This window comes from Chryseobacterium vrystaatense, assembly GCF_000737765.1.
Taxonomy (GTDB): Bacteria; Bacteroidota; Bacteroidia; order Flavobacteriales; family Weeksellaceae; genus Chryseobacterium; species Chryseobacterium vrystaatense.
Genome location: NZ_JPRI01000013.1, coordinates 1 through 22,377 on the forward strand (window position 1 = coordinate 1; position 22,377 = coordinate 22,377).

Annotated in this window: 17 protein-coding genes and 1 pseudogene; 8 read left to right on the forward strand and 10 right to left on the reverse strand. The window is 30.9% G+C overall.

Annotation, left to right across the window (positions count from 1 at the left end):
- The first annotated feature begins 32 nt into the window (after positions 1-32).
- Together IW16_RS25000 and IW16_RS25005 are read left to right on the forward strand one after the other, a co-directional pair.
- Positions 33-158, forward strand: a complete 126-nt coding sequence (locus tag IW16_RS25000) for a hypothetical protein (protein ID WP_262485519.1) — start codon at positions 33-35, stop codon at positions 156-158.
- 289 nt (positions 159-447) lie between these two features.
- Positions 448-915, forward strand: a complete 468-nt coding sequence (locus IW16_RS25005) for a hypothetical protein (RefSeq protein ID WP_034751484.1) — start codon at positions 448-450, stop codon at positions 913-915.
- 152 nt (positions 916-1,067) lie between these two features.
- On the opposite strand, the gene IW16_RS25010 is transcribed toward IW16_RS25005, so the two are convergent.
- A complete protein-coding gene (locus IW16_RS25010) occupies positions 1,068-2,870 on the reverse strand; it encodes a relaxase/mobilization nuclease domain-containing protein (RefSeq protein ID WP_034751485.1) in 1,803 nt (600 codons plus the stop codon).
- A gap of 5 nt (positions 2,871-2,875) precedes the next feature.
- On the reverse strand, positions 2,876-3,202 hold the full coding sequence (locus IW16_RS25015) for a plasmid mobilization protein (RefSeq protein ID WP_034751487.1): 327 nt from the start codon (positions 3,200-3,202) through the stop codon (positions 2,876-2,878).
- Positions 3,203-4,128: 926 nt separating this feature from the next.
- On the opposite strand from IW16_RS25015, the gene IW16_RS25020 reads away from it, so the two are divergent.
- On the forward strand, positions 4,129-5,193 hold the full coding sequence (locus IW16_RS25020) for a PDDEXK nuclease domain-containing protein (protein WP_228376998.1): 1,065 nt from the start codon (positions 4,129-4,131) through the stop codon (positions 5,191-5,193).
- Between the two features lie 115 nt (positions 5,194-5,308).
- Here IW16_RS25020 and IW16_RS26005 read toward each other — a convergent pair whose 3' ends face one another.
- The 7 genes and pseudogenes from IW16_RS26005 to IW16_RS25055 all read right to left on the reverse strand — a co-directional run bounded on the left by IW16_RS26005 (position 5,309) and on the right by IW16_RS25055 (position 12,665).
- Positions 5,309-6,403 (reverse strand): PDDEXK family nuclease, encoded by a 1,095-nt coding sequence (locus tag IW16_RS26005; protein WP_051890785.1) that lies wholly within the window; start codon positions 6,401-6,403, stop codon positions 5,309-5,311.
- A 935-nt stretch (positions 6,404-7,338) separates the two neighbouring features.
- The gene (locus IW16_RS25030) at positions 7,339-8,355 is read right to left on the reverse strand and encodes a replication initiation protein (RefSeq protein ID WP_034751488.1); all 1,017 of its coding nucleotides are present in this window, start codon (positions 8,353-8,355) and stop codon (positions 7,339-7,341) included.
- On the reverse strand, positions 8,348-9,592 hold the full coding sequence (locus IW16_RS25035; RefSeq protein WP_034751489.1) for a toprim domain-containing protein: 1,245 nt from the start codon (positions 9,590-9,592) through the stop codon (positions 8,348-8,350). The genes IW16_RS25030 and IW16_RS25035 overlap by 8 nt, the downstream gene beginning before the upstream one ends.
- Complete coding sequence (locus tag IW16_RS25040) at positions 9,592-10,392, reverse strand: hypothetical protein (RefSeq protein ID WP_034751490.1); 801 nt, start codon at positions 10,390-10,392, stop codon at positions 9,592-9,594. Before IW16_RS25040 ends, IW16_RS25035 begins: the two co-directional genes overlap by 1 nt.
- The gene (locus IW16_RS25045; protein ID WP_034751492.1) at positions 10,382-11,155 is read right to left on the reverse strand and encodes a ParA family protein; all 774 of its coding nucleotides are present in this window, start codon (positions 11,153-11,155) and stop codon (positions 10,382-10,384) included. Before IW16_RS25045 ends, IW16_RS25040 begins: the two co-directional genes overlap by 11 nt.
- 578 nt (positions 11,156-11,733) lie before the next feature.
- Positions 11,734-11,973 (reverse strand): annotated as a pseudogene (locus IW16_RS25050) (peptidoglycan-binding protein LysM); the annotation flags it as partial.
- Between the two features lie 80 nt (positions 11,974-12,053).
- Positions 12,054-12,665 carry a recombinase family protein gene (locus tag IW16_RS25055; protein ID WP_034751495.1) on the reverse strand — a complete coding sequence of 204 codons (612 nt, stop codon included), beginning with the start codon at positions 12,663-12,665 and terminating at the stop codon, positions 12,054-12,056.
- A gap of 124 nt (positions 12,666-12,789) precedes the next feature.
- Between IW16_RS25055 and IW16_RS25060 the strand changes: the two genes are divergently transcribed.
- The 4 genes from IW16_RS25060 (at position 12,790) to IW16_RS25075 (ending at position 19,681) form a co-directional block, all read left to right on the forward strand.
- Positions 12,790-15,750, forward strand: a complete 2,961-nt coding sequence (locus IW16_RS25060; protein WP_034751498.1) for a Tn3 family transposase — start codon at positions 12,790-12,792, stop codon at positions 15,748-15,750.
- Positions 15,751-15,903: 153 nt separating this feature from the next.
- Positions 15,904-16,254 (forward strand): hypothetical protein, encoded by a 351-nt coding sequence (locus tag IW16_RS25065; RefSeq protein WP_034751501.1) that lies wholly within the window; start codon positions 15,904-15,906, stop codon positions 16,252-16,254.
- Positions 16,254-17,030, forward strand: a complete 777-nt coding sequence (locus tag IW16_RS25070) for a GLPGLI family protein (protein WP_034751503.1) — start codon at positions 16,254-16,256, stop codon at positions 17,028-17,030. The genes IW16_RS25065 and IW16_RS25070 overlap by 1 nt, the downstream gene beginning before the upstream one ends.
- Positions 17,030-19,681 carry a beta-sandwich domain-containing protein gene (locus IW16_RS25075; RefSeq protein WP_034751506.1) on the forward strand — a complete coding sequence of 884 codons (2,652 nt, stop codon included), beginning with the start codon at positions 17,030-17,032 and terminating at the stop codon, positions 19,679-19,681. Before IW16_RS25070 ends, IW16_RS25075 begins: the two co-directional genes overlap by 1 nt.
- 615 nt (positions 19,682-20,296) lie before the next feature.
- Here the strand turns inward: IW16_RS25075 and IW16_RS25080 are convergent.
- Positions 20,297-20,782: a hypothetical protein gene (locus tag IW16_RS25080; protein WP_131327998.1), complete on the reverse strand. Its 486-nt coding sequence runs from the start codon at positions 20,780-20,782 to the stop codon at positions 20,297-20,299.
- A gap of 37 nt (positions 20,783-20,819) precedes the next feature.
- Here IW16_RS25080 and istA point away from each other — a divergent pair, with 37 nt between their 5' ends.
- On the forward strand, positions 20,820-22,370 hold the full coding sequence (gene istA, locus IW16_RS25085; protein ID WP_034751512.1) for an IS21 family transposase: 1,551 nt from the start codon (positions 20,820-20,822) through the stop codon (positions 22,368-22,370).
- Positions 22,371-22,377: the final 7 nt, after the last annotated feature.

The window sequence follows — 22,377 nt, forward strand, 5'->3', positions numbered from 1 at the left end:
GAGAATTTGAGCCCATTCATAAACGATGGATTATAGAACGTACTTTTTCTTGGTTTGATAATGATAGAAGATTATGCAGGAATTATGAACTTCTAATGGAAAGTTCTGAAAACATGGTCAAATTATCTGCCATAAAATTATTACTCAATAAAATTTAAACAGCCTCTAAGAGAAATTTTGAAAAATCAGGTCTTGGCAGTTATATATCTGTAGAACTGAAAGAACCCCGATTGTGCGACCGTCACGCTCGTACACGATAAACAAATGAAACCCAATTTTTTTAGGAAGTTGGGTTTCATTATTAACCTGAGTCCCGCTAGGCAAAGTCTCATGACTTTGAGTGAAAAATAATAACACAACTACATTTTCAGCAAAAAAAATCTTTGGTAATCATTTGGGAACATCAACATTTGTTAACCATTAAAGTATATATTTGGGTGCAAGATTATGATAAATAATAGATTAAATTTTATAATTTTTGGAATCGTAATTATCTTTTCCATTATTCAATGCAAAAAGTACGATGATGAGATTGGAAAATCCGAAAATTATTTTCTAACTGAAAACAGAATATCTGATGACTGTATGTTTTTTCAGATGAGATTTTCGAAAGGAGATTATATTTTAAAATATTCTTTATCGGGAAGCTGTAAAAATTTGAAAAATGAGGTATACTTGAGAAATTATTCTAATTATGTAGATATAAATTATAATAATCTAAAAAATAAGACAGGATATATAATTATTGACCATTATGAAGTGGCTAATATAGAATCTTTTCAGCAAGAAATTATTCGGATAACAGAAAAAAAATTAGGTTCTTCAGTTTCTTTATTTGAAAGTAGCGAAAATAGTTTTACATTGATACTTTCACCTTTCACGCCTAATAATGATGGGCATAATATCAATAGATAAACTATCAATCAAAGTAATAATCCGGAAGATATCTTAATCTTTCGGATTATTTTATATACTATTTCCGTTGTTTTTTTCTTTCTAAATATGTGTGATTGGCTTTGTTTATCCAATCAATTTAATATCGAAATTTTAATCCGCATTTTTACTATTTATCTCAACCTCATACCTTTACTAATCTTATTATCATTTTCTCCCTCTCTAATGAGACGGTCTGGAAGCGAGTTAATTATTTGCTTTTTTATCAAATTCACTTTAGTATCCAAATCGAAAAATCTCTCACTTAAATAAAATGCTTCATTATCATTAAGACTAAAATTCACTTTTAAAAACTCAATTTTATCATGTTCAGTTTCTAAATCACTAAAATGTTTATCTAACCAATATAGGTCTTTAAGGATACTCTCATGTTCATAATATTCCAAAAAATTTGTTTTATAATCTTCAGAATTCACAAACTTCTCACGATGAGCTTGATATTTGTCCACATGAGCCTTGGAAAGAGCTTTCTCAGCTTCTTGTTTTAACTTAAGCTCTTCTTCCTGAGCAATTCTAATTCGTTCTTTGGTTTCAATATTTTGTAATCTATCTCTGTATCTTTTAATCTCCAAATTAATCTCTTGTTGAATACTAACTTCACTACCAATACCAGAAATGTCTAATTTTGGAATGATAGCCATTTGTTTTTTTAGATCCAGCTCTTCATTTTCAGATTTAATTTTTCTCTTATTTCCAAAAAACATTAAAAATGAAGTCTCTTTTTTAGGCTGATTCATAAGATTGTTATACTCTAATATTTTTTGCTCATATTCTTTTTTTTGTTTTTCTATACTAGCGATATTTCTTTCCATCCATCGAATGAGAATATCAGTATCAAAAGAAAATCCTTCATAAAAACTCGTTTGATTATTTATCTTAAAATTAGAATCTTCCAGGTTTTTAATTAAAGCGTCTATTTTAATTTCTCCAGCCATAATTTTATCAGCCACTTTTTGAGTAGCATTTTTATAACCGTAGAGCATTTTTTCTAATTTTCTTATTGTCTTTGTAAACTCTATTTTTGTTTCTTCATAAATTTCCTTTGCCGATTTTTCTACAATATTTTCAGGTTTTGTAAAGTTCTTAGAAGTTTTTTCAACTATTAAATATTGATTTTTTTGAACATAAAAATTTTCTATTTCTTTAGATTTTAATCCTATCTGAGTTCCTTTGTAAGATTGATTATTGTATTTGAAAGAAATACCTTTTAAAATTCCATCTTTACTAAAATTCGCCCTACAATCAATTCCATTTTTCTCTAATTTTTTAAGCAAATCTGTTACATTAAAAGTCTGTTGCATTAAAGAATCAATAGTCTTCTTGAGAAATGTTTTTACATCTCTAACACCTACACTTTTATCTAAAAATATTTCTTTTTTATTTCTCTCTTCCGGAGTAGTATATCGAAATCCTTTTGGATTGGTTGGGTCATAAATAATAGTTCTTCCCGGAGTTCTTCTGAGATCAACTTCTTTCTCAATTTTATCTGCTATTACTTGACATTTATTTACAATGTAACTTGTATTAATATTACTTCTATCAAAACCAACTTTGTTGAGTAAAATATGATAGTGCTCATGAGCTGCATCAAAATGCTGAGCAATAATGAACTGATTATTATCTCTGGTGGCTCCTAATTCTTCCAATATTTTATCAAAAATTAAATCACGGGTCACTTCACTAATGATTTCTTCTTGGTGAAAACTTATCGATAAATGTAAAACTGGACGACTACTTTTTGCATTTCTAATGGCAATACTTCGCATCAAATATGCTTGTTCAGGGACCGTTCCGAAAACCATATTTTCTTCTAAAATTTTAGGCATTTGTTCCTGAGAAAAATCCTTCTCATGCTCTTTATGGATATATGAAATAGCTCCTAAAAATCCGGTACCGGTTGTTGCATTAATAATCATAAAAACTAGTTAATTAATATACTTTTTAATTCCTCAATCAACATTTCTATATCTTGATGAAGTTTTTTATTTTGATGGGTATACCTGGTCAATTGATTGAGATTACTTCCAATTCCTATCAATACTTTTCTTTCATCATAAATCATTTTTTGAGCATCGTTTCCATTATCAATTTCAACAATATTGACTTGTCCATTCTCTAAAAATTCTCTCAAATATTCTGATATAGTAAGATGGGAAGTTGCTGCTTTTTTTTGATATTTTATCTTCTCAGATTCACTAACTCTAAGTTCAATTTTTTTATTTCTAGGCTCTTCTTTTTTGTTGTTCATTATTCTAATAATTTGATTAATTCATTTTTTTAAACTAGAAAATTTTAGCGCAAGCGTAAAGAAATTTCTTCTTATTTGCCCCGCAGGGCGAGGTTCTAAAATGCAGGTCAATATGAAAAGTAACAAAGTGAATTGTAATTTTGTCATGACATTTTAGCACCTCGCTTCCTTAATATATAGTAAAGTTAAATTATCATATTAAAAAACCATGCATCATATTTGACATTAATTAAAAATGATATAAAAATCAAAGAAAAGTGTCAATGAAAATCCGTTTGTAAATCATTACAAACGGATAATATTTAATGTAGAAGTTACTAAAATTTTATCTTCTTAGATTTTTGAAAGAAAATTTAAGTGTAATTATAGTCTTATATTTTAACTGAAATTCAAATTAAATTTTGATTCATTATTAAAAAAGGATATTCTTTTTTTTAGTTTTTTGCTGACATATTTTTAGTTTTTTTTAGATTTTTTAAAAATTAGATTGTCAATTTTCAGCAAAATTTGTTTTCTTTTTTTTGGAAATTTTGGAAGTTTTTTCCAAAATTAACTCAATAATAAAAGTCTACTTTCATTCTAAAAACGAAGATAGAAATCATAAAAATTACAGAAATTTTCTTTCAACCAAAATGAGGATTATTTTGCTCTAATAAGATACATTCATAATCTTCTACAGAAATAATCTTTCGTAAATATTTTGTAAGTTCTATCACAGAATTGAAAAGTAATTTTTTGTCAGATTTTACATAGTTTGAAATTAAAAATATCGAATAGTAATCTGAATTTTTTATTGGAGAAAATTGTAAAATTATTGAATAATTATTGAAGCTATAAGTATAAATAATTGTTTTGTAATTTAGCAAAACTGTAAATCTTTTTAAATAATTTGTATTGGTGAAAATTAAAAATTTGGAGCAGTATAAATGTCAGTTAAGAATAAAAAAATGAGCAATATTTCTCAAAAAAACATAAATGATTCAGATTATAGTGAGATTCTAAGTGCAGCTATTAGTCAGATCCAAAATGCGCGAACATTTATTGCAAAGCAAATTAGTAGTTCTGCTACTTCTGTATATTGGAATTTGGGAAAATTACTTTTTGAAAAACAATTAGAAGAAGGCTATGGAAGTGGTGTCGTAAAACAGTTGTCTGTTGACCTCAAAAATGAATTTCCTGATATGGGACTTTCGCCTCGTAATCTATGGAATATGAAACGTTTTTATGAACGATATTATATGGCAGATTCAAAACTGCTACAGAGCGTAGCAGTTTTACCTTGGGGACATAATTTATTATTACTAGACAAAATAGAATCTCTTTCTGCCATAGAGTTTTATGCAAATGAAATAGTAGAAAAAGGATGGTCAAGAGATTTATTACTCAATGCTATTAAAATGGATACTTATAGCAGGGCAGAAAGTCAACTTAAGACAAATAATTTCCGCTCTACCCTACCCGAATTGAGTGCTGAATATGCTAATGAAGTATTTAAAAGCACTTATAATTTAGGCTTTTTAGGTATTACGGAACCTGTTAAAGAATTGGAACTGGAAGGTAGAATAATAGCTAAAATAAGAGCTTTTGTACTAGAACTCGGCAAAGGATTTTCTTTTATAGGAAATCAATACAGACTAGAATATAACAACAAAGAATATTTTGTTGACATGCTTTTTTATCATAGAGGCTTACAATCCCTAGTAGCAATTGAACTAAAAATTGGAAGTTTTAAGGCTGAATATGTAGGAAAAATGAATCTCTATCTTTCGCTGCTCGATAAACTGGAAAAAGGAGAAAACGAAAACCCTTCTATAGGTATTATACTTTGTGCCGACAAAGACCATCTCGATGTAGAAATAGCACTTCAAGACATAAATAAACCTATTGGGGTCGCTGAATATCAGCTATTACTACCAAAAGATGAATTGCAAGCTCTGGTATTAAATGAGATAAATATAGCAAACAATGCAGCAGATAATCATAAAAAATAATCTCAAATTTAATTTTCAGAATTTCAAACAACAAACTTCTCGCAATTAAAATGCAGATTAATCTTTAGGGATAATGTAAAATAAATATCTCCAAAAAATTTTGGAGATATTTATTTTATTCAGGCAGTTTATTATTATGAATTCTATAGATTGACTGTCCGGTGTGAAATTGGACAAGTATATTCTGCATGATTTCTTCGATTTTGTTCTGCTCGTAAAAGGCAATTCTTACAAAATGAATTTTATTTTTTTTCGTGTAATCATTTTTAATTTCATCATTAAAAACACGAACCTTGAAGCCCTCTTCCCCGCCCCAATAATCCTGAAGTGTAAAATGCTGAATTCCGTCGCATTCAATCAACAGATTTTTACTTTTAATGTAGAAATCAAAACGCAGCTGATAAAAATTTTTACAATCTTCAAATTTCTTTTCTGTTTCAATATCATCTTCAGAAAACTGAGTTTTCAAATAATTGAATACTGCTTTTTGAAATTTACTGGATTCTCTTCTGCACAAAACGCAACCTCTTACACCCTTAATGTAATTTGTTATCGACTGCTCAAAAGAAACTCCATGCTCCCGGCAGATAATTTTTCCGTAATGCTTTTTAGTTTTTAATCTGCCCAGAAAATAGACTTTTCCCTCAAAATGCTGATAACCTAACATCCTGATTTCTTCATCACTTCTCTTCGGAAAATTTCTGACTTCATTGATGCACTCTTTACATCCCATGGGATGAACTCCTTTGGTGTGCTGATAGATAACTTGAGTGAGAATATTTTTGTGCTGACATTCAAATTTTCCGTAGCGGAAATCTTCACACCTGCCTAAGAATTTATATCTTCCAAGAAATTTCTCATTACTTGCCTGAGTAATTGCCTGATTACTTCTATATCGGGGATGCTTCTTGCGGTTGCCAATCCACTCTCGTTGAACTCTCTTCTGAATATCACTCAGTTTTTTGTGATAACACTGGGTACAGTTCTTTGGAGTTTGTCCGTTCAAGTGTATGGAGATAATCTGCTCAAAAGTTGTCTTGTGAACTAAACATTCAAATAATCCATATCTATTATCCGATGACTTTCTACCAAGATATCTGTATGTCTTACCGTGCATAGCATCTGATATCTGCTGAATCTCATGTGCAGGTTTTAAAGGATGCTTCCTACCTTTTTTAAATCTACCATTCTCATTTCTTTCATTATCCATAATGATAAAATTTTGAATTAAACAATTGATACATTTGAATTAACCTTTCTTTTCTAAAGAAAAGATTTACATCGAAAAAACTGCATAAGAAATGCATCACACTAAAAAGTGCAAGTTTAGATACTGACATAATTAATTAAGAATTGAATGATACCGGCGCCAGATATCAGGTTTAGAAATAACAAAGGCGTGGAACCGAAGCCAATCCGATAAAGAGGTGCCGCTAAGAACCTAACCCCAGAAAGACTCAGCCCACGCCCCGTATTTGAGGCGCAGGCGTAAGTCTATCATGTCTGGGGTAAATTAAAAGTTAGCGGCTTTCTTTATCCAATATGATAGCTTACGCTTTGCGTAATATTTTTATTGAGGCAAATATAAATTATTGATTTTTCTTTTGACGAATTGATTTTGACATTAATTAAATAAATTTTAAACTAATTGATTATCAGTGATAAAATTTAAATTAATTTTTCAGTTTATATTTTATGAAAAGTAAACAATTAAAATATACAAAATAAATTCCATTAATACAATATGTTATTTTATATATTATATTAATAAAAAAGTAAACGTTATCTTTTTTAGGAATTTAATAATTATCGGAAACATTATCCAATTTTTATAAGTAATTATTCTATAGTAAGAGGCGTCTACAATGCTCCTGTTATTATTTTTCCCCTTATTATTTATTAACATTTCTTATTTTTATTATTAAAAATAGAATACTTATAAAATATTAAAATAATTAAGGAAGGAAAAAAGAAAAAGAAAATCCCTTTATTAATAGGTAGTTAGGACTGTTTTAAAATTACTTAGACGGAAACATTATCCAAAAAGTCGGAGACATTATCCAAAAATACGGAGACATTATCTCGTTTTACGGAGACATTATCTTGTTTTACGGAGTCAATATCCTCATTTACGGAGACATTATCCTAAATTTGTTCAAGTAGAGCAAAAACAGCTTTAATATAGCCTTCACCTTTCAAATTTATTTCTATTTTTCTTTTAAGATGCTTAGATAGTTCTTTATATCCTTTAACCTCGTACAGCTTCTTCATCACCCTCACCTGTTGATCATCCAAACCTCTTTGTTTTTTTAGATATTTTAAGGCTCTCTCAATTTGAAGCTGGTCAAGCGTTGGGAATTTTTCATCAACCCCAACAGCATTCTGTGTATTATAAATTACAAAGTGATAGTTGCCTTCTTTATAACTATAGTTGAAGCTAATATCATTAAAGTTATCTAAATCAGCCTTTACACGTACCAAAAAATCTCTTTCGAAGCGATAATGACCCTCATACTTATTTAAAGGAATAAAGAGTTCTTTTAACAGCTGTGTGTAATCTTTCACAATTCCTCCTAATTTATTAAATTTTACAATCCACATTAGGAAACGAAGGGTATTGTTGGTTGATGTGTTAAAAGACAGATCTTTTTTTATAGAATAATACTGAGACATGTTCAAAAGATGCTGCATTACAGCTTTATCCATTTTGAAAAAAATATTTTTCTTATTCCAACTTGGCTCTAAGATGAAAGGAACCGCCTTATATCCATTGATAGTATCATCTTTAAGCCTTAGCCAATTTATATTAGTCATATTAACCAATGCCTCTTGTATCACAGAATTTTTCATCTTTCTACCTGGATTCAAATCATTGATAGAAACAGAAAAATCAATAACTCCCTGATGTGCCCAGCCTTCAAAATAATCATCAAATGACAATTGTTTGTTGGTAGAATCTGCAATTGGAGGCTTCACACTAATAAACATAGACTGCTCATCTTTAATGGCAGACAGAATCATAGTAATAATTCTCTGCTCGATAATAGATGTTTCCTGCGAAATTAAAATTTCCCGAAAATCATTAGAAATAAGTACTTTCTTTCTAGGTTTTGAGGTTAACATTTCTCTTTTTACAGATGGTTGCGCTTCTTTTTTAGCCATGAATTGTGTTTTTATATTGAATAAGGTCTTCGTTGAAATCTTTATGAATAGGCTGATAGATTGTAATTATACTTTCTAAATCCCAGGCTCGCATAAGCAAACCTACAAAAAATTGAATAGATTCTAGCTCATTAGGAATAATGAAAAAATAAACATTTATATTTCCGGATAATGTTTCCGTAAAATAAGATTGTGGAAGTTCGGTATCATCATCCAGGATGAATTTAGAATTTGATTTTTTGAAAAACTGCAGCAGAATATTTATTTTTTTCCTTTCTGTAACACTTTGTAATTCAATACAAATATTGTTCTCTGATTTACTAATTTTGGTAATTTCTTTTATGAAAGTTCCAATGATATTTAAATTAAAATAATTGCCGGCTAAATCATTATCATTCCCTAAAATGACTTTGTTAAAATTATTCTGAATAACATAATTGTGTAAAAGTTGAGATTTCCTAAAACTCAGTTCTCCGTTAGTAGAGCAATACTGAATGGAGTCTAACTTATACATTTCATGAAAACTTATCGCATCAAAAACGCTTTCAAAAATGGATAATGTCTCCGTATTTGCTAATTTATTTGAAAAGGTGAACCCTACTCTATTCTGAGAATTTTTGTCAAACCATTTCTTATTAAAGAATTCGTTTTCTTGTGTCTGAATCCTGTTAATACCTACGATTTCCCCATGAATATCCTTAAGATAGAATCCTAAACTCTCGTTAGCATATGTTTGGTAAGTGAAAAATATATTATTGAATAAATCAGACTCTAAAACCTCTTGCGATAGCTTCCTAAAGCCTATTAGATATTTATAATGTTGGTTTAGTTTTTGGATAATGTTTCCGTAAACTTTAAAACCTGTTTCATTTGGCTGACTGTTTTTTTGAAAATATATCGTTTCTTTTTTAGGAATATCTTTTATATTTCCTAAACCCAAATAATCTTTTAACTCACGATTAATTTCCTCTGGAGATGCATTGGTATTTTGAAGAATTCTTTTTTTAATAAATTGGATAATGTCTCCGCTATCTTGGAAAACAATAGAATAATACATCTTTACTCCAGTTCTTTCATGGGTAAAAAAACGGATAATGTCTCCGTGTTTTCCATTTTGAACTGATATATAAGCTTGTTTATACTTATCAAAACTGAATAGACTTCCCATTTTGAACAAAAAATATTGCTCAATGTCTATTTCAGTTTTTATTTTATCCCAATTCATTAGATAATCCATTAAGAATCTATTTTAGATTTTCTTCCTCTTAGTTTTTCATCCTCACGAATATAGTCTGGTCGGGGTTGGATATTGTCTCCGTATTTCTTTTTTAGCTTAGTGATACTTGATTCAAGTAAATCCCAATCCTTAAAATACAAATTACCTTCTACTACCTTGTTGTAGGTAACATCTTTTATAAAATCAAAATATTGTCCAGGAATATATATCGTTGTGGTAGCATCATAAACTTCATCCGAATTTCTTTTTCTACCTCCTTTTTTAGTCTTTTCTTGCTCACGAATAAAATCTGGTCTTGGAGTTATTGACTTATATGTAGGCATAATCAACTCTAAAGATTCAATAATTGCCTCAGATTGATTATAAAAAATCTGTCTTTCTGCAGTAGCTTTATAAAAAACAAGATCTTTAATAAATTCAAGCGAATCAGGTTTTAAAAACACTGTAAAAGTCCTTTTACCTTGATCTATATTTATTTTCTTAGAGTATGTCTCGGATTTAGTTTTATTATTTTCTTGTAAAGATGCTCGAGCTTCAAGAATCTCTTTTTTTATTGGTCTTTTCTTTTCAACAGGCTTCGAACTAAAAGCCTCGGTAATAGAATCATTGGTTTTTTCTTTATTACCATTTACATTCGTAGTAATATTCCCACTCGAAATATCTAACTCATTTTCTATTTTTAAATCTTCTCCCGGAATTTCAACTACGGAGACATTATCCACTTTTACATCATCAGCCAACTTCTTCTCATCCTCTTTCTCTTTTAATGTTTTGAAGTTTTTAAATAAATTAGCTTTCATACTTTTTGATTTTAGATTTTATTTCTTTTACTAAACTTTTATAATCTTCTGCAGCTCTACTTCCCATACTTATTTGAAAAATATTTTTACCTTCCTGCTTAGCTTTTTCAATATTCATATCCTGACGTATGAACGTTTTGAAAAAATAATCATTAGCATCCTTTTCCTGTTTAATCATTTCACTATATTTTCTGAAATTAACCGTATTGGTAAGTACCTTATTAAAAAAGAATCCTAAAAATTCTAATTCTGGATTATAATTTTCTTTAATATTCATAAAGGCTGGCAAAAGATTATCAATACCTGCAAAAGAATATTGCTCAGCTTCTATTGGAGACATTACGTAATCTGAAGCACAAAGAGCCATTTCACCCAAAGTAAGTTTTTTCATCAATGGTCTAGGGGGGCAATCAATTAAAACGTAGTCAAAAGGCATCTGCTCTAAAAGGTTACCGAGATTCTTCTTCAAAGTTTCACGAGTATAATTCTCTTCTTCCTCAAGAAGGGCATCGCCTGCCAAAATGTATACATTAGAACTGCCATGGTGTTTTAATCGAAAATCTCCCGTGTTATCCAAGAAATTTCTGACAGTATAAGGATAGTCATCTTCAATCCCGTATCCCATCGATAAGTTTTTTTGACTATCAAAATCAACGAGTAAAACATTTACTCCTTTTTTCTGCGCCAATGCTGCACCTACATGAATAGCTGTTGTAGTCTTTCCTACACCACCTTTCTGAGTAATAATTGAAATAACTGACATAAATTAAATAATTACAATTATCAAATATAGCAAATAAACTTATATTCACAATTAATAAAATAATCTATTTTATTAACCATTTTTATTTACTATATTATAACCAATCTTAATTTCAGTTCCAATAAAGCTTTAGCTTAAATGCTATATAAATTTTTAAAATAGCCTACCATATTAAGAATTATTTTATTCAGAGGTAAAAAGGAAAAATAATATTAATTATTGAATAATTAAATATTAAAAATAATTTATTTTATATATTTATAATATTTAGTATATTATCATAATTTTGATGTTAGATTTCATATACTAGATAATCGTAGTAACGAAGAGAGGAGAGGTATTTGAAATTTGATAATTTTAAAAAAGATATAAAACGGCTTAATAAATTTACTGAATGTTTGGTGTGATGTATTAATTAGATTTAAATGTCCAAAAACATGCTTCTACTACAACTAATAGATACTTATTTCCGGATTTTGAATTTTCTCTATACTGATATCGATACATACAAAATCAAAGGCCTCCTGTAGGAAGCCTTTGATACACCAAATCACAAAATATTAATATGAAAAAAAATATTATAAAGCCGTCGCAGTATAAGTTACTGTTTGTGTATAAGTTCCGGCTGGTTTACCTAAAATATCAGAAGACGATGATTTCACCGCTGGAATGGTATAGTCTAAATTCAGTGTTAAGGCACTTCCAAGCGGAGCATTTGATACTAAAGTTTGATCAGTTGCAGATAAAACAACCGCGCTTTTTGTTCCACCCATAGTTCCGGCAGCTGTAGCCGCTTTAATCGTCAAAACATTTAGGGGTCGGTCGACGAAAAGTAAAAAAAACAGGGTTAAGGATAAAATCTATTAAAATTTAATTTTTAATAGATAAATTTATAAAGCTAATTTGGGGAATCCTGTATTTTATTTTTTTTTATCCAGTTATGGAGGTTCGCCGGAGTCGAATTATAGCGTTTTGCTATAAATTTTTTGGTAGAACCATTTTTAAGTAAAGCTTCTATTTCCAATTTGTGAGTATCAAGTTTACTTTTTCCTGGTCCTTTTGGTCTACCTAATTTAATTCCGTTTGCTTTTTTTGTCTGCAGCGCTTCTTTTGTTCTTTTGGAAATCAAGTCCCGTTCAATCTCTGATACCATAGAAAATACCATTGCCATCACTTTACTTTGTATGGTATCGTCAAGTTGCCAGTTTCCTTTGACAGTATAAATATTAATGCCTTTCTCTGTCGCAATAGAAATAATTTCCATGCATTCAAGCATACTTCGTCCCAATCTGGAAAATTCATTTAAAAGGATAGTATCTCCTTTTTGCAAATCCTCTATGATCTCACCAATTTTACGTTTTCTCCAGTGAATCTTTCCGGAGATTTTTTCTTCTACAAAATCTACTTTACCTAAAGATTTGTCATTCGCTAAAAATAAAATTTCTGCTTTATTTTTTTCAAGATCCTGGTCAGCTGTTGATACCCTTAGATAAGCTACATTCTTTGACATAAAAGCTATTTTAAAATTAAAGGTATAAATATTAAATTATTCTATATAAAAAAGTAAAATATAAATATGTATTTTTATTTAATTATAACTTTATTGAAAACGGTCATTTTTACAATGTTATTTTATGGCTTTAAGAAAATCTATAACAGAACAAGAATTTACTTCATTAATAAATATTCCTCAGTCTGGAGAAGAACTTATAAGGATCTATTCTCTTTCAGATGACGATATAATTTTCATTAAGGCATCATGCAGAGGAAAAACCAATCATATTAGAGTATCAGTTTTACTTAGCTACATGAAATTTCCCGGAATTATTATTCCTACTGTATTTATTCCAGATGAAAGAATATTGGATCTATTATGTAATCAGCTAGAAATAGATAAAAGCCACTGGAAGGATTATGATAATTTGGCTGAAACTCGCCAGGATCATATAAATATTTTGAGAAAAAACTATGGATATGAAAATTTCTCTTCAACTTACTATACTGATTCTCTATTCAATTTAACAAAATTTACTTTACAAACAGATAAAGGAATATTAATTGCGCAGCAGTTAGTAAAATTTTTGAGAGATGCTAAAATATTGATACCTAGAATATCTGTTGTACAGAAAATATGCTCAGAAGCCTTAATTAATGCAGAAAAGCAAATTCATGATACCCTGAGTTCTGTATTGTCCAATCATCAAAAACAGTTATTAGATACTCTTCTCAACTTACAGGAAAAAAGCAGCATCAGTCAACTAAATTGGCTGAAGCAATCCCCACAGGCGGTCAATTCAAAATTTTTATTGATGCACATAAAGAGGTTGAAAACTATTAAAGACATTGATCTTCCAAAAGATATTGGTAAGGATATTCATCAAACACGGTTGTTGAAAATAGCCAGAGAAGGCAGGCAGATGACACCACAACATCTAAGGGATTTCGAAGAATCCCGGAGATACGCAACTTTAGTCGCAATACTTCTGGAAACCAAAGCTTCTATTATCGATGAAATTATAGAAATGAATGATAAAATCATCGGTTCTTTGTTCAGATATGCCAAGAATACACAAGCTCAAAAAATGCAGGAATCCGGAAAATCCATGGGAGAACAGCTCGGTGTATTTTTTAAAATTGGAAATGCACTTCTTGATGCCAGAGAAACTGGAGAAGATCCTTTCGATGCTGTTGAATCGGTTATTTCATGGGAAGCTCTGGCTCAAAGTATTTTGGAAGCCAAGAACTTAACCGCTAAACAAAATTTTGATTCACTTTATTTTATATCCGATAAATATTTCACGATCAAAAAATATGGTGGAGAATTTTTGAAAGAATTGGAACTCCGTTCAGCTCCTGTGGCAGAAGATATTCTAAAGGCAATAAATATTCTGATAGATTTATATGAAGGAAAAATAAAAAGACTGCCGGAAAAGCTACCCTCAAGTTTTATAAGAAAAAGATGGGAAGAACTTGTATTTACGGAGAACGGTATTGATCGAAAGTTTTATGAACTGTGTATATTTTCTGAACTCAAGAACCATCTGCGTTCCGGAGATCTTTGGGTACAGGGTTCAAGACAGTACAAAGATTTTGAAGATTATCTTATTCCTTCAGACAGATTTACTGAAATGAGAGATCAGAATGGGGTTCCTCTGGACGTAGCGTTGAATGTAGAAGAGTTTCTTTCGGAACGGATGGAACTTCTTTCCAATAAAATACAAATCGTTTGTAAACTTATCGAAAGCAATGAACTTCCGGACTCTTCTATTATTAATGACAGGATAAAGATTAAACCTCTTGAAAACACAGTTCCTGAAGAAGCTGAAGTTTTAGGAAAAAAAATATACAGTTTGCTTCCTCTCATTAAAATCACAGATCTTTTGAAAGAAGTCGATCAGTGGATGGGCTTCACAGATCAATTCACCCATTTGAAATCAGGAAATAAAAGTAATGATAAAAACTTTTTACTCACTGTAATACTGTCAGATGCCATCAATTTAGGCTTAAGAAAAATGTCGGAAGCTTCTCCGGGAACTTCCTACGCAAAACTTTCCTGGCTTCAGGCGTGGCACATCCGCGATGAAACGTATTCTTCAGCTTTAGCGGAAATTATAAATGTTCAATCCGCGCATCCATTTTCTTCTTACTGGGGAGAAGGAAAAACATCTTCTTCGGACGGTCAGCGTTTTGCCACCGGAAGCTATGCACAAAGAACCGGAAATATTAATCCTAAATATGGAAGCGGTCCCGGAGTTCAGTTTTACACTCATGTCTCCGACCAATACGCACCTTTTCATACCAAGGTTATTAATGTGGGAGTAAGGGATGCAACCTATGTTTTGGACGGGCTTCTCTATCATGAATCTGATGTACAGATAGAAGAACATTATACAGATACTTCGGGGTTTACCGATCATGTGTTTGCTTTGATGCAGTTATTGGGATTTAAATTTGCCCCAAGAATCAGAGATTTGAATGATAAGAAGCTTTTTATTCCTGAAGCATCTACCGGTTATTCTGCGTTATCAGAACATATAGGAGGTACAATTAACAGTAAAAAAATTATTCAAAACTGGGATGAGATCCTAAGATTGGCTGCTTCCATAAAAAATGGAACTGTTACGGCTTCACTGATTGTAAAGAAGATTGGAAGCTATCCAAGGCAAAACGGACTTGCAGTAGCATTGCGGGAATTGGGTAAAATTGAAAGAACCTTATTTATGCTCGACTGGTACATGAGTCCGGAACTTAGGCGGAGAGTTACTGCGGGACTTAATAAAGGGGAAGCCAGAAATGCTTTGGCAAGAGCCGTATATTTTAACAGGTTTGGAGAAGTCAGAGAACGGAGCTTTGAAAATCAACGGTATAAGGCAAGCGGTCTTAATTTGGTAACTGCTGCTATTGTTCTATGGAATACTGTTTATATTGAAAAAGCAGTGCAGCACCTGAAAGAACAGGGCGAAGAGATTAATGAAGAGTTACTTCAATATCTTTCTCCTTTAGGATGGGAACATATTCACCTTACCGGAGATTATGTTTGGGAAGAACGTATCAAACTTAAAAAAGGAGAGTTTAGATCGCTAAGAAAAGTATAATTATTACTTACCTTAAAATTAATATTATTGACAAATATAAACTTTTAATATTATGTTAACTCCCTTTGTTGTAGAACATTAAAAAGTGAAAAAAAATCTTTTTCGCATGAATTATTTTTCTATATTTGGATTCTAACATTAAATATTAAATTTATGAAAAAAACTATTTTAGCGTTGTTTTTAACAGTTGGAATTTCAGGGATTGCTTTAGCGAATAATTCAGTACCTAATGTTTCTGAACATAAAATGGAAACAAAAGTTGTAACGAAGGAAAAAGGAGACAAAAAACAAGTTACAACCTACAACTATGTGAATGGAGTGTTATTTTCTTGTACAATTGCAACACATACAAGACAATACGATACTTGTGGAAATTACGTAGGTACAGTTAAAGAATCATACGAAGCTTATGGAAGTGGTTGTAGTGAAGCGGGTGAAGGAGGGTTACTAATTAAAGTAACAAGAATGATGACAGGATTTGGCGATTGCCCTGCAAATTATTAATGACAGCATATATTAAATTTATTATGATTTTGTTCTGTGTTTTTTTCAAAGCACAGAACAATTTTATTGTTTACAATAAAATCATAGATGATGCTGGTGGTAATGAAAAAATTTATGAAAAAAATATACTTGTTTTTCAAGATAAATGGTCTATTTTTTTTAGCTACAGAGGAAGTTTGGAAGAAGTGAATGATTTTTTGACTAATAGTGAAAAAATTAGGAGCAGCCAGATTATAAAAAATTCACTGGATGAGAAAAAATTTTATATAAAAGATAATTCTTTTACTAAGGAGATTCTTTTTACGTTAGACAACTATCAAAAAATTGATTGGAATATTATTCAGAAAGATACGGAAATAATCTTAGGATATAAATGTCATAAAGCTTTAGGGAAATTTAGAGGAAGAGATTTTATTGCTTACTTTACAACCGATTTGCCAGTTGATTTAGGTCCTTTAAAGTTTAGAGGATTACCTGGTGTAATTTTAAAAGTTTCAGATAAAGATAACTTGTTTACCTATGAAGCTGCTAAGATTGTATTAAATTTTCCACAGAAAATTGACATTAATTCTAAACTTCTTTTCTCATTTCCTGAAGAAAAGTCTAAGTACATTGATTATAAAGAATATATAAATATTGAAAATAACTACTTAAAAGATATTAAGTCAAAAGTTGAAGCAAATAGACCAGCTGGAACAATAGTAGTGAGTTCTTCCAAAGAAAGAGACTTTAAGATAGAAAAATCTTTCGAATGGGAAGAGTCTAAAAAGCCTTAATGAAGTATTTATGTTTATTATTCATCATATTATTTCTTAAAATCTCTGCTCAAACAGAGATAAAAGGTTTAGTATGGTCAGAAAATAAACAGGCGGTTTCAAGAGCCAATGTGATTCTTACCGATTCACAGGATAATATAATAACTTTCGTCTTTAGTGATAAAGACGGAAGTTTTTTGCTTAATACGGATAAATTCGGAAATTTTAATCTGAATATTTCTGCGATGGGCTATTTTTCTAAGAAATTCCCTGTTTCTATAATTAAAAGAGGTGAAAGCAAAAATTTTAAAACCATTATTCTTGAGACTGATAAAGTAAAAGAAATAAAGGAAGTAGTTATTAGCAGAACTTCGCCGATCAAGATTAAGAAAGACACTATAGAATATTCTGCTAAAAATTTTTCTAATGGAACAGAGCAAAATGTAGAAGATCTCTTAAAAAAACTTCCGGGAATTACTGTTCTTAGTGATGGTAAAATAAAATTCGGAAATAAAGAGGTTTCCAGGGTGATGATAGAAAATGATGATCTTTTTGAAAGAGGTTATCAGACACTTACCCAAAATATGCCTTCCAAACCTTTAGATAAAGTTCAGGTTCTTAAAAATTATTCAAAAAATAAGCTTCTCAAAAATATTGAAGCTTCAGAAAGTATTGCCCTTAATCTTACATTAAAAGAAGATGCCAAAGGTAAGTGGTTTGGAAATGTTTTGTTAGCTTCTACAAGTTATAAAGAAGATATGCGACAGGGAAAACTCAATCTGATGAACTTTACAAAGAGACAAAAAATCTATTTTCTTCTGAATGCCAATAATTTGGGTTTAAATGAAATGAAGGGTGTAGAATACTTAACCAATCCAAGCTCGGATAATGATGTTGAAAATGTTGGAACCAATATTAACACACTATCAATAATTAATCTTCATCAAAAAAACTTTCAGTTTGATGATAAGCGCACTAATTTTAACAATGATAAGTTAGTTTCACTTAATTATATTTATAATTTTAAAACCGATTGGAAATTAAAGTTTGTAACTATTTTTAATGAAATAGAAAATAGAAACTATATCAATTCTTTTTATAAATTTAATTTTAACGGTTTAGATTTTATTAATAGTGAGGATAAAATATGGAAGCAAAATAACAGAAATATTGTTGGGAAGGTAGAACTTTCAAAAGACTTTAAAAATAACTCAAACTTACAATTCTATAATAAAGTTTCATCCTTAAATGAAAATAATAATAATATTTTTCTTTTTAATGAACAGTTGAATAATCAAATTGGAAAGAATGAACTTTTTGCCAACGAAAATAGATTGACTTACACTAAGAAAATAGATTCATCCAAAGCTTTAGTAGCAGTAGCAAGATATATTTTTCAAAACCGGCCATATGATTTTACTGATGAAAATGATGTTTTTTCTCAAATACTAAACAATCCTGATGCTCAAAAAATAAATCAGATTATTGATTCTAAAATGAATTTTGGGGGATTAAAACTTTCTTATCTTAAAAAGTATGCAGAAGAACACAGCCTGGAATTACAGTTAGGAAACGAGTTCAGAAAAGATTTTTTAAGCTCAAACCTTCATATTTTTAATTCAAATAATGAAGCGATAAGTTTTGATAAATCAGAGTTTATTAATCATACAGATTATGTTCAGAATAATGTTTTTGCTCAGATTAAATATAACAAAAAAGTAAAAAATTGGAGCTATGGTTTTACCATTTTAAATCAAATGATTCATTCTGATTTAAATCAAAATAAACAGAATGGTTTCTATGTTTCTCCGTTAGCAAATATTGGTTACCAAAACAGAAAAATAGGAAATTTTAATTTGAATGCAGGAAGGAAATTTTCCACAGTCAGTATCAACGATGTTTATACTAACTATATCTATCAGGGAAACAGAAACTTTAAACAGAGCAATGTAAATTTTGCTGTTTTGCAAGATTGTAATTTAGGATTTAGCTACAACGTGGGAGAGCAAATGTCTCAATATCTTAATTTCAATATTAATTTTTTCAAAAGTGGAGATTATTTGTCTAATAATATGATTGTAAATCCTAATTACACTTTTAATCAAACAATTTTGGTAAAGAATAATAGCAATTTATCTGCAAGCTTAGAATTAAGAAAATACTTAAAGCCTATAAGATCAAGATTGAGTATTTTAAGCTCTTATATGCAATCGGGCTATGAAAATAGTGTAAATAATCAACCTTTAATAAAAACTAAATTTATCAATTGGAAGGCAGCTTTTGAAATGAAATCAGGCTGGACAAAATTTATTAACTATGAATGCGGTTATGAATGGGCATTCAATACTATTTCTTCGAAAGTGAATTCTAACAAATACATAGATCAAAAAGGTTTTTTGAACCTTTATTTTACTATAAATTCACAGTTTAGGATTGAGTCTCTTGTAGAATATTATAAATTTGGAAATACAGCTCAAAAAACTACTCAGTTTTGGGATATTAAAGCGAACTATACTTTAAAGAAGTATAATATGAGTATTTTTATTCAGGGCAATAATCTTTTAAATTCAAACAGTATTCAGAGATACTCAATAAATAATATAAGTGAGAGTTTATACACACAAAGACTGTTGCCACGCCATATAGTGTTAGGTATTAACAAAAATTTCTGATTAATATATAAAATCTATTCAAAGCAAAAAATATGATAGATTTTATCCTTAACCCTGTTTTTTTTACTTTTCGTCGACTGACCCCTAACTAAAAAAAAATCTCTCGATTTAAGATAAAGTTTATTATCTCTTTGGACTTTTTTAAATTATCTATGACTTTTTATATCTATACACTAACTTTCCTTTTATATTAAACTTTAAAATGTCTTTATATATAACTTTTAGGAGTGTCGCAAAGCCTTTATTTATGGGGTTTCACAGGTTTTTTGACACCATACATTCAGCAAATAAACTTCATACATTCAGCAAATACACTTCAAACATTCAGCAAAAAAGGCTAATTATCACACCAAACATTCAGCACAAAAAAATCACTTTTACGGGAAGCTGTAAGCCTTTTGTATTCATAGCATTGGAACGGTTCTAAAAATATTGAGTTATACCTCAAACATTCAGCAAACTATTAAATATTTTAACACATTTTAAGAAAAAGTTATACTTTACACCAAACATTCAGCAATTGCACACCAAACATTCAGCAAAAAAACTTCAAACATTCAGCAAAGTATTCTGTCAAAAAACATGATTAAGAAAAAACACACCAAACATTCAGCATTATTCTGAGGTAATAACTTTAGGATATCCTTTCGGAAAATTCTTGAAATTCGAGGTTTTTTCATAACTCTTTTGAATTTCTTCCTGCCATCTTGCTAAAAATTTAAGCCCTGTAATGTCAGTCATTTTCATTTCTTCCTTTTTTATAACTTTTTTCAAGTTATTATAGGCATCCTCCATTAACTCTTTATCTAAAACGCTGTTTAAATAAATTGTCTCAATATGTTCCAAACTATCTTTGTCAACTTTATGCCTACGCTGTAAATAATTAATCGAATATTTTACTTTGACTTTATAAGTGTTTTCAGGTTTTAAATTCCCTATTACTTTATTTGATTTAACGTGGAAAAGACGGTCAAATTGACCACCTAATTTCGGAGTAAATTGACCACTGATTTCGGAGCAAAGTGACCACCACTTTCCGGTCCAAAATGACCACCTGTTATCTGGGTTATATTTGAGATAAAAACGACTTGATTTTTTCATGATGTTAGCGTCATACATTCGTTAAAAAAAGCGGATCATGGCAAATAAAATAACAGACATGAGTAAAATTAGAAAAGTCATAAAATTCTACAGCAATGGAAAGAGCAAGTTATTTATAAGCAGCTATTTATCCCTTTCCAGAAATACCGTTAAGAAATACATCTCGTTATACGAGATTCTGGGCTTAAACCTTGATGCGATCAATGCCAAGACAGATGCCGAGCTGGAACTTTTGTTTTCCAATACCACCGTGGAGTCCATCAGCCCCAAACTACAGTCCCTGTACGATTTTTTCCCAAAGATGGAACGTGAGCTCAAAAAGGTAGGAATCACTATCCATCATATGTGGGAGCAATATCTTGTACTGCATCCTGATGGTTTTCAGAGTTCACAGTTCCGGCATCATTACAAGATTTGGGGCAAGCGTGTGAACCCGGTGATGCATATGAATCACAAATCCGGTGATAAGATGTACGTCGATTATGCAGGAAAAACACTCTCCATTATTGATAAGGAAAGCGGGGAGCTTAAAGAAGTTCAGTTTTTTGTAGCTATTCTGGGAGCAAGCCAGTACACGTATGCTGAAGCCTCTATGAGCCAGCAGAAGGAAGATTTTATACGATCTGTAGAAAATGCCATCCGCTTTTTTGAAGGCACACCAGCAGCGATCGTTCCTGATAATTTAAAATCCGCAGTGATCAAAAGCAGCCGTTTTGAACCCACCATCAACGAGACCCTTGCCGATCTGGCTGAACATTATGAAACGACCATCCTGCCTGCCAGGGCTTACAAGCCGAGAGATAAATCCTTGGTAGAGGGAGCGGTAAAGATCCTGTACAGAAGAATCTACGCCAACCTTCAACAGGGATCCTGCGGCCTGGATGAACTAAATAGTGAGATCTGGGATCTGTTGGACTCCCATAACAAACGCAAGCTCACAGGACGTCCTTACTCCCGCTACGAGCTGTTCTTAGAGGACGAGAAGCAGCAGCTGCGCCCACTGCCCGAGCGTCGTTTTGAGATCAGGTACCAATCCTTTGCAACAGTGATGCAGAACGGGCACGTACAGTTGAGCCGGGATAAGAACTACTACAGTGTTCCTTACCAGTATATCAAGAAGAAGATCAAGATCCTATATACATCTTCCACCGTGGAGATCTACTACAAATACAACAGAATCGCGATGCACAGACGCAATTACAAGCCTTATGTCTACACGACCATTACAGAACATTTAGCCAGCACCCACCAGTTCGTTGCTGGATGGAGTGCTGCCCGCTTTATCGATTGGGCCAACAGTATTGATACTGCAGTGGGAGAATATATCCTCCAAATTATCGACAGTCGGAATCATCCCGAGCAGGCTTACAAAAGCTGCCTGGGAATCCTGAACTTCGAAAAAAAAGTAGGCAGGGAACGATTGATTGGTGCCTGTAAACGGGCATTGGATTTTAAGATCTACAGCTTTAAGACCGTGCAGAAGATATTGGAGAACAATCTGGATCAGATGATCGATCCGGAAAAAGAAGAAAAGGAGCAGGAGCTGCCTGATCACGGCAACATCAGAGGAAAACAATATTATCATTAATACCAAC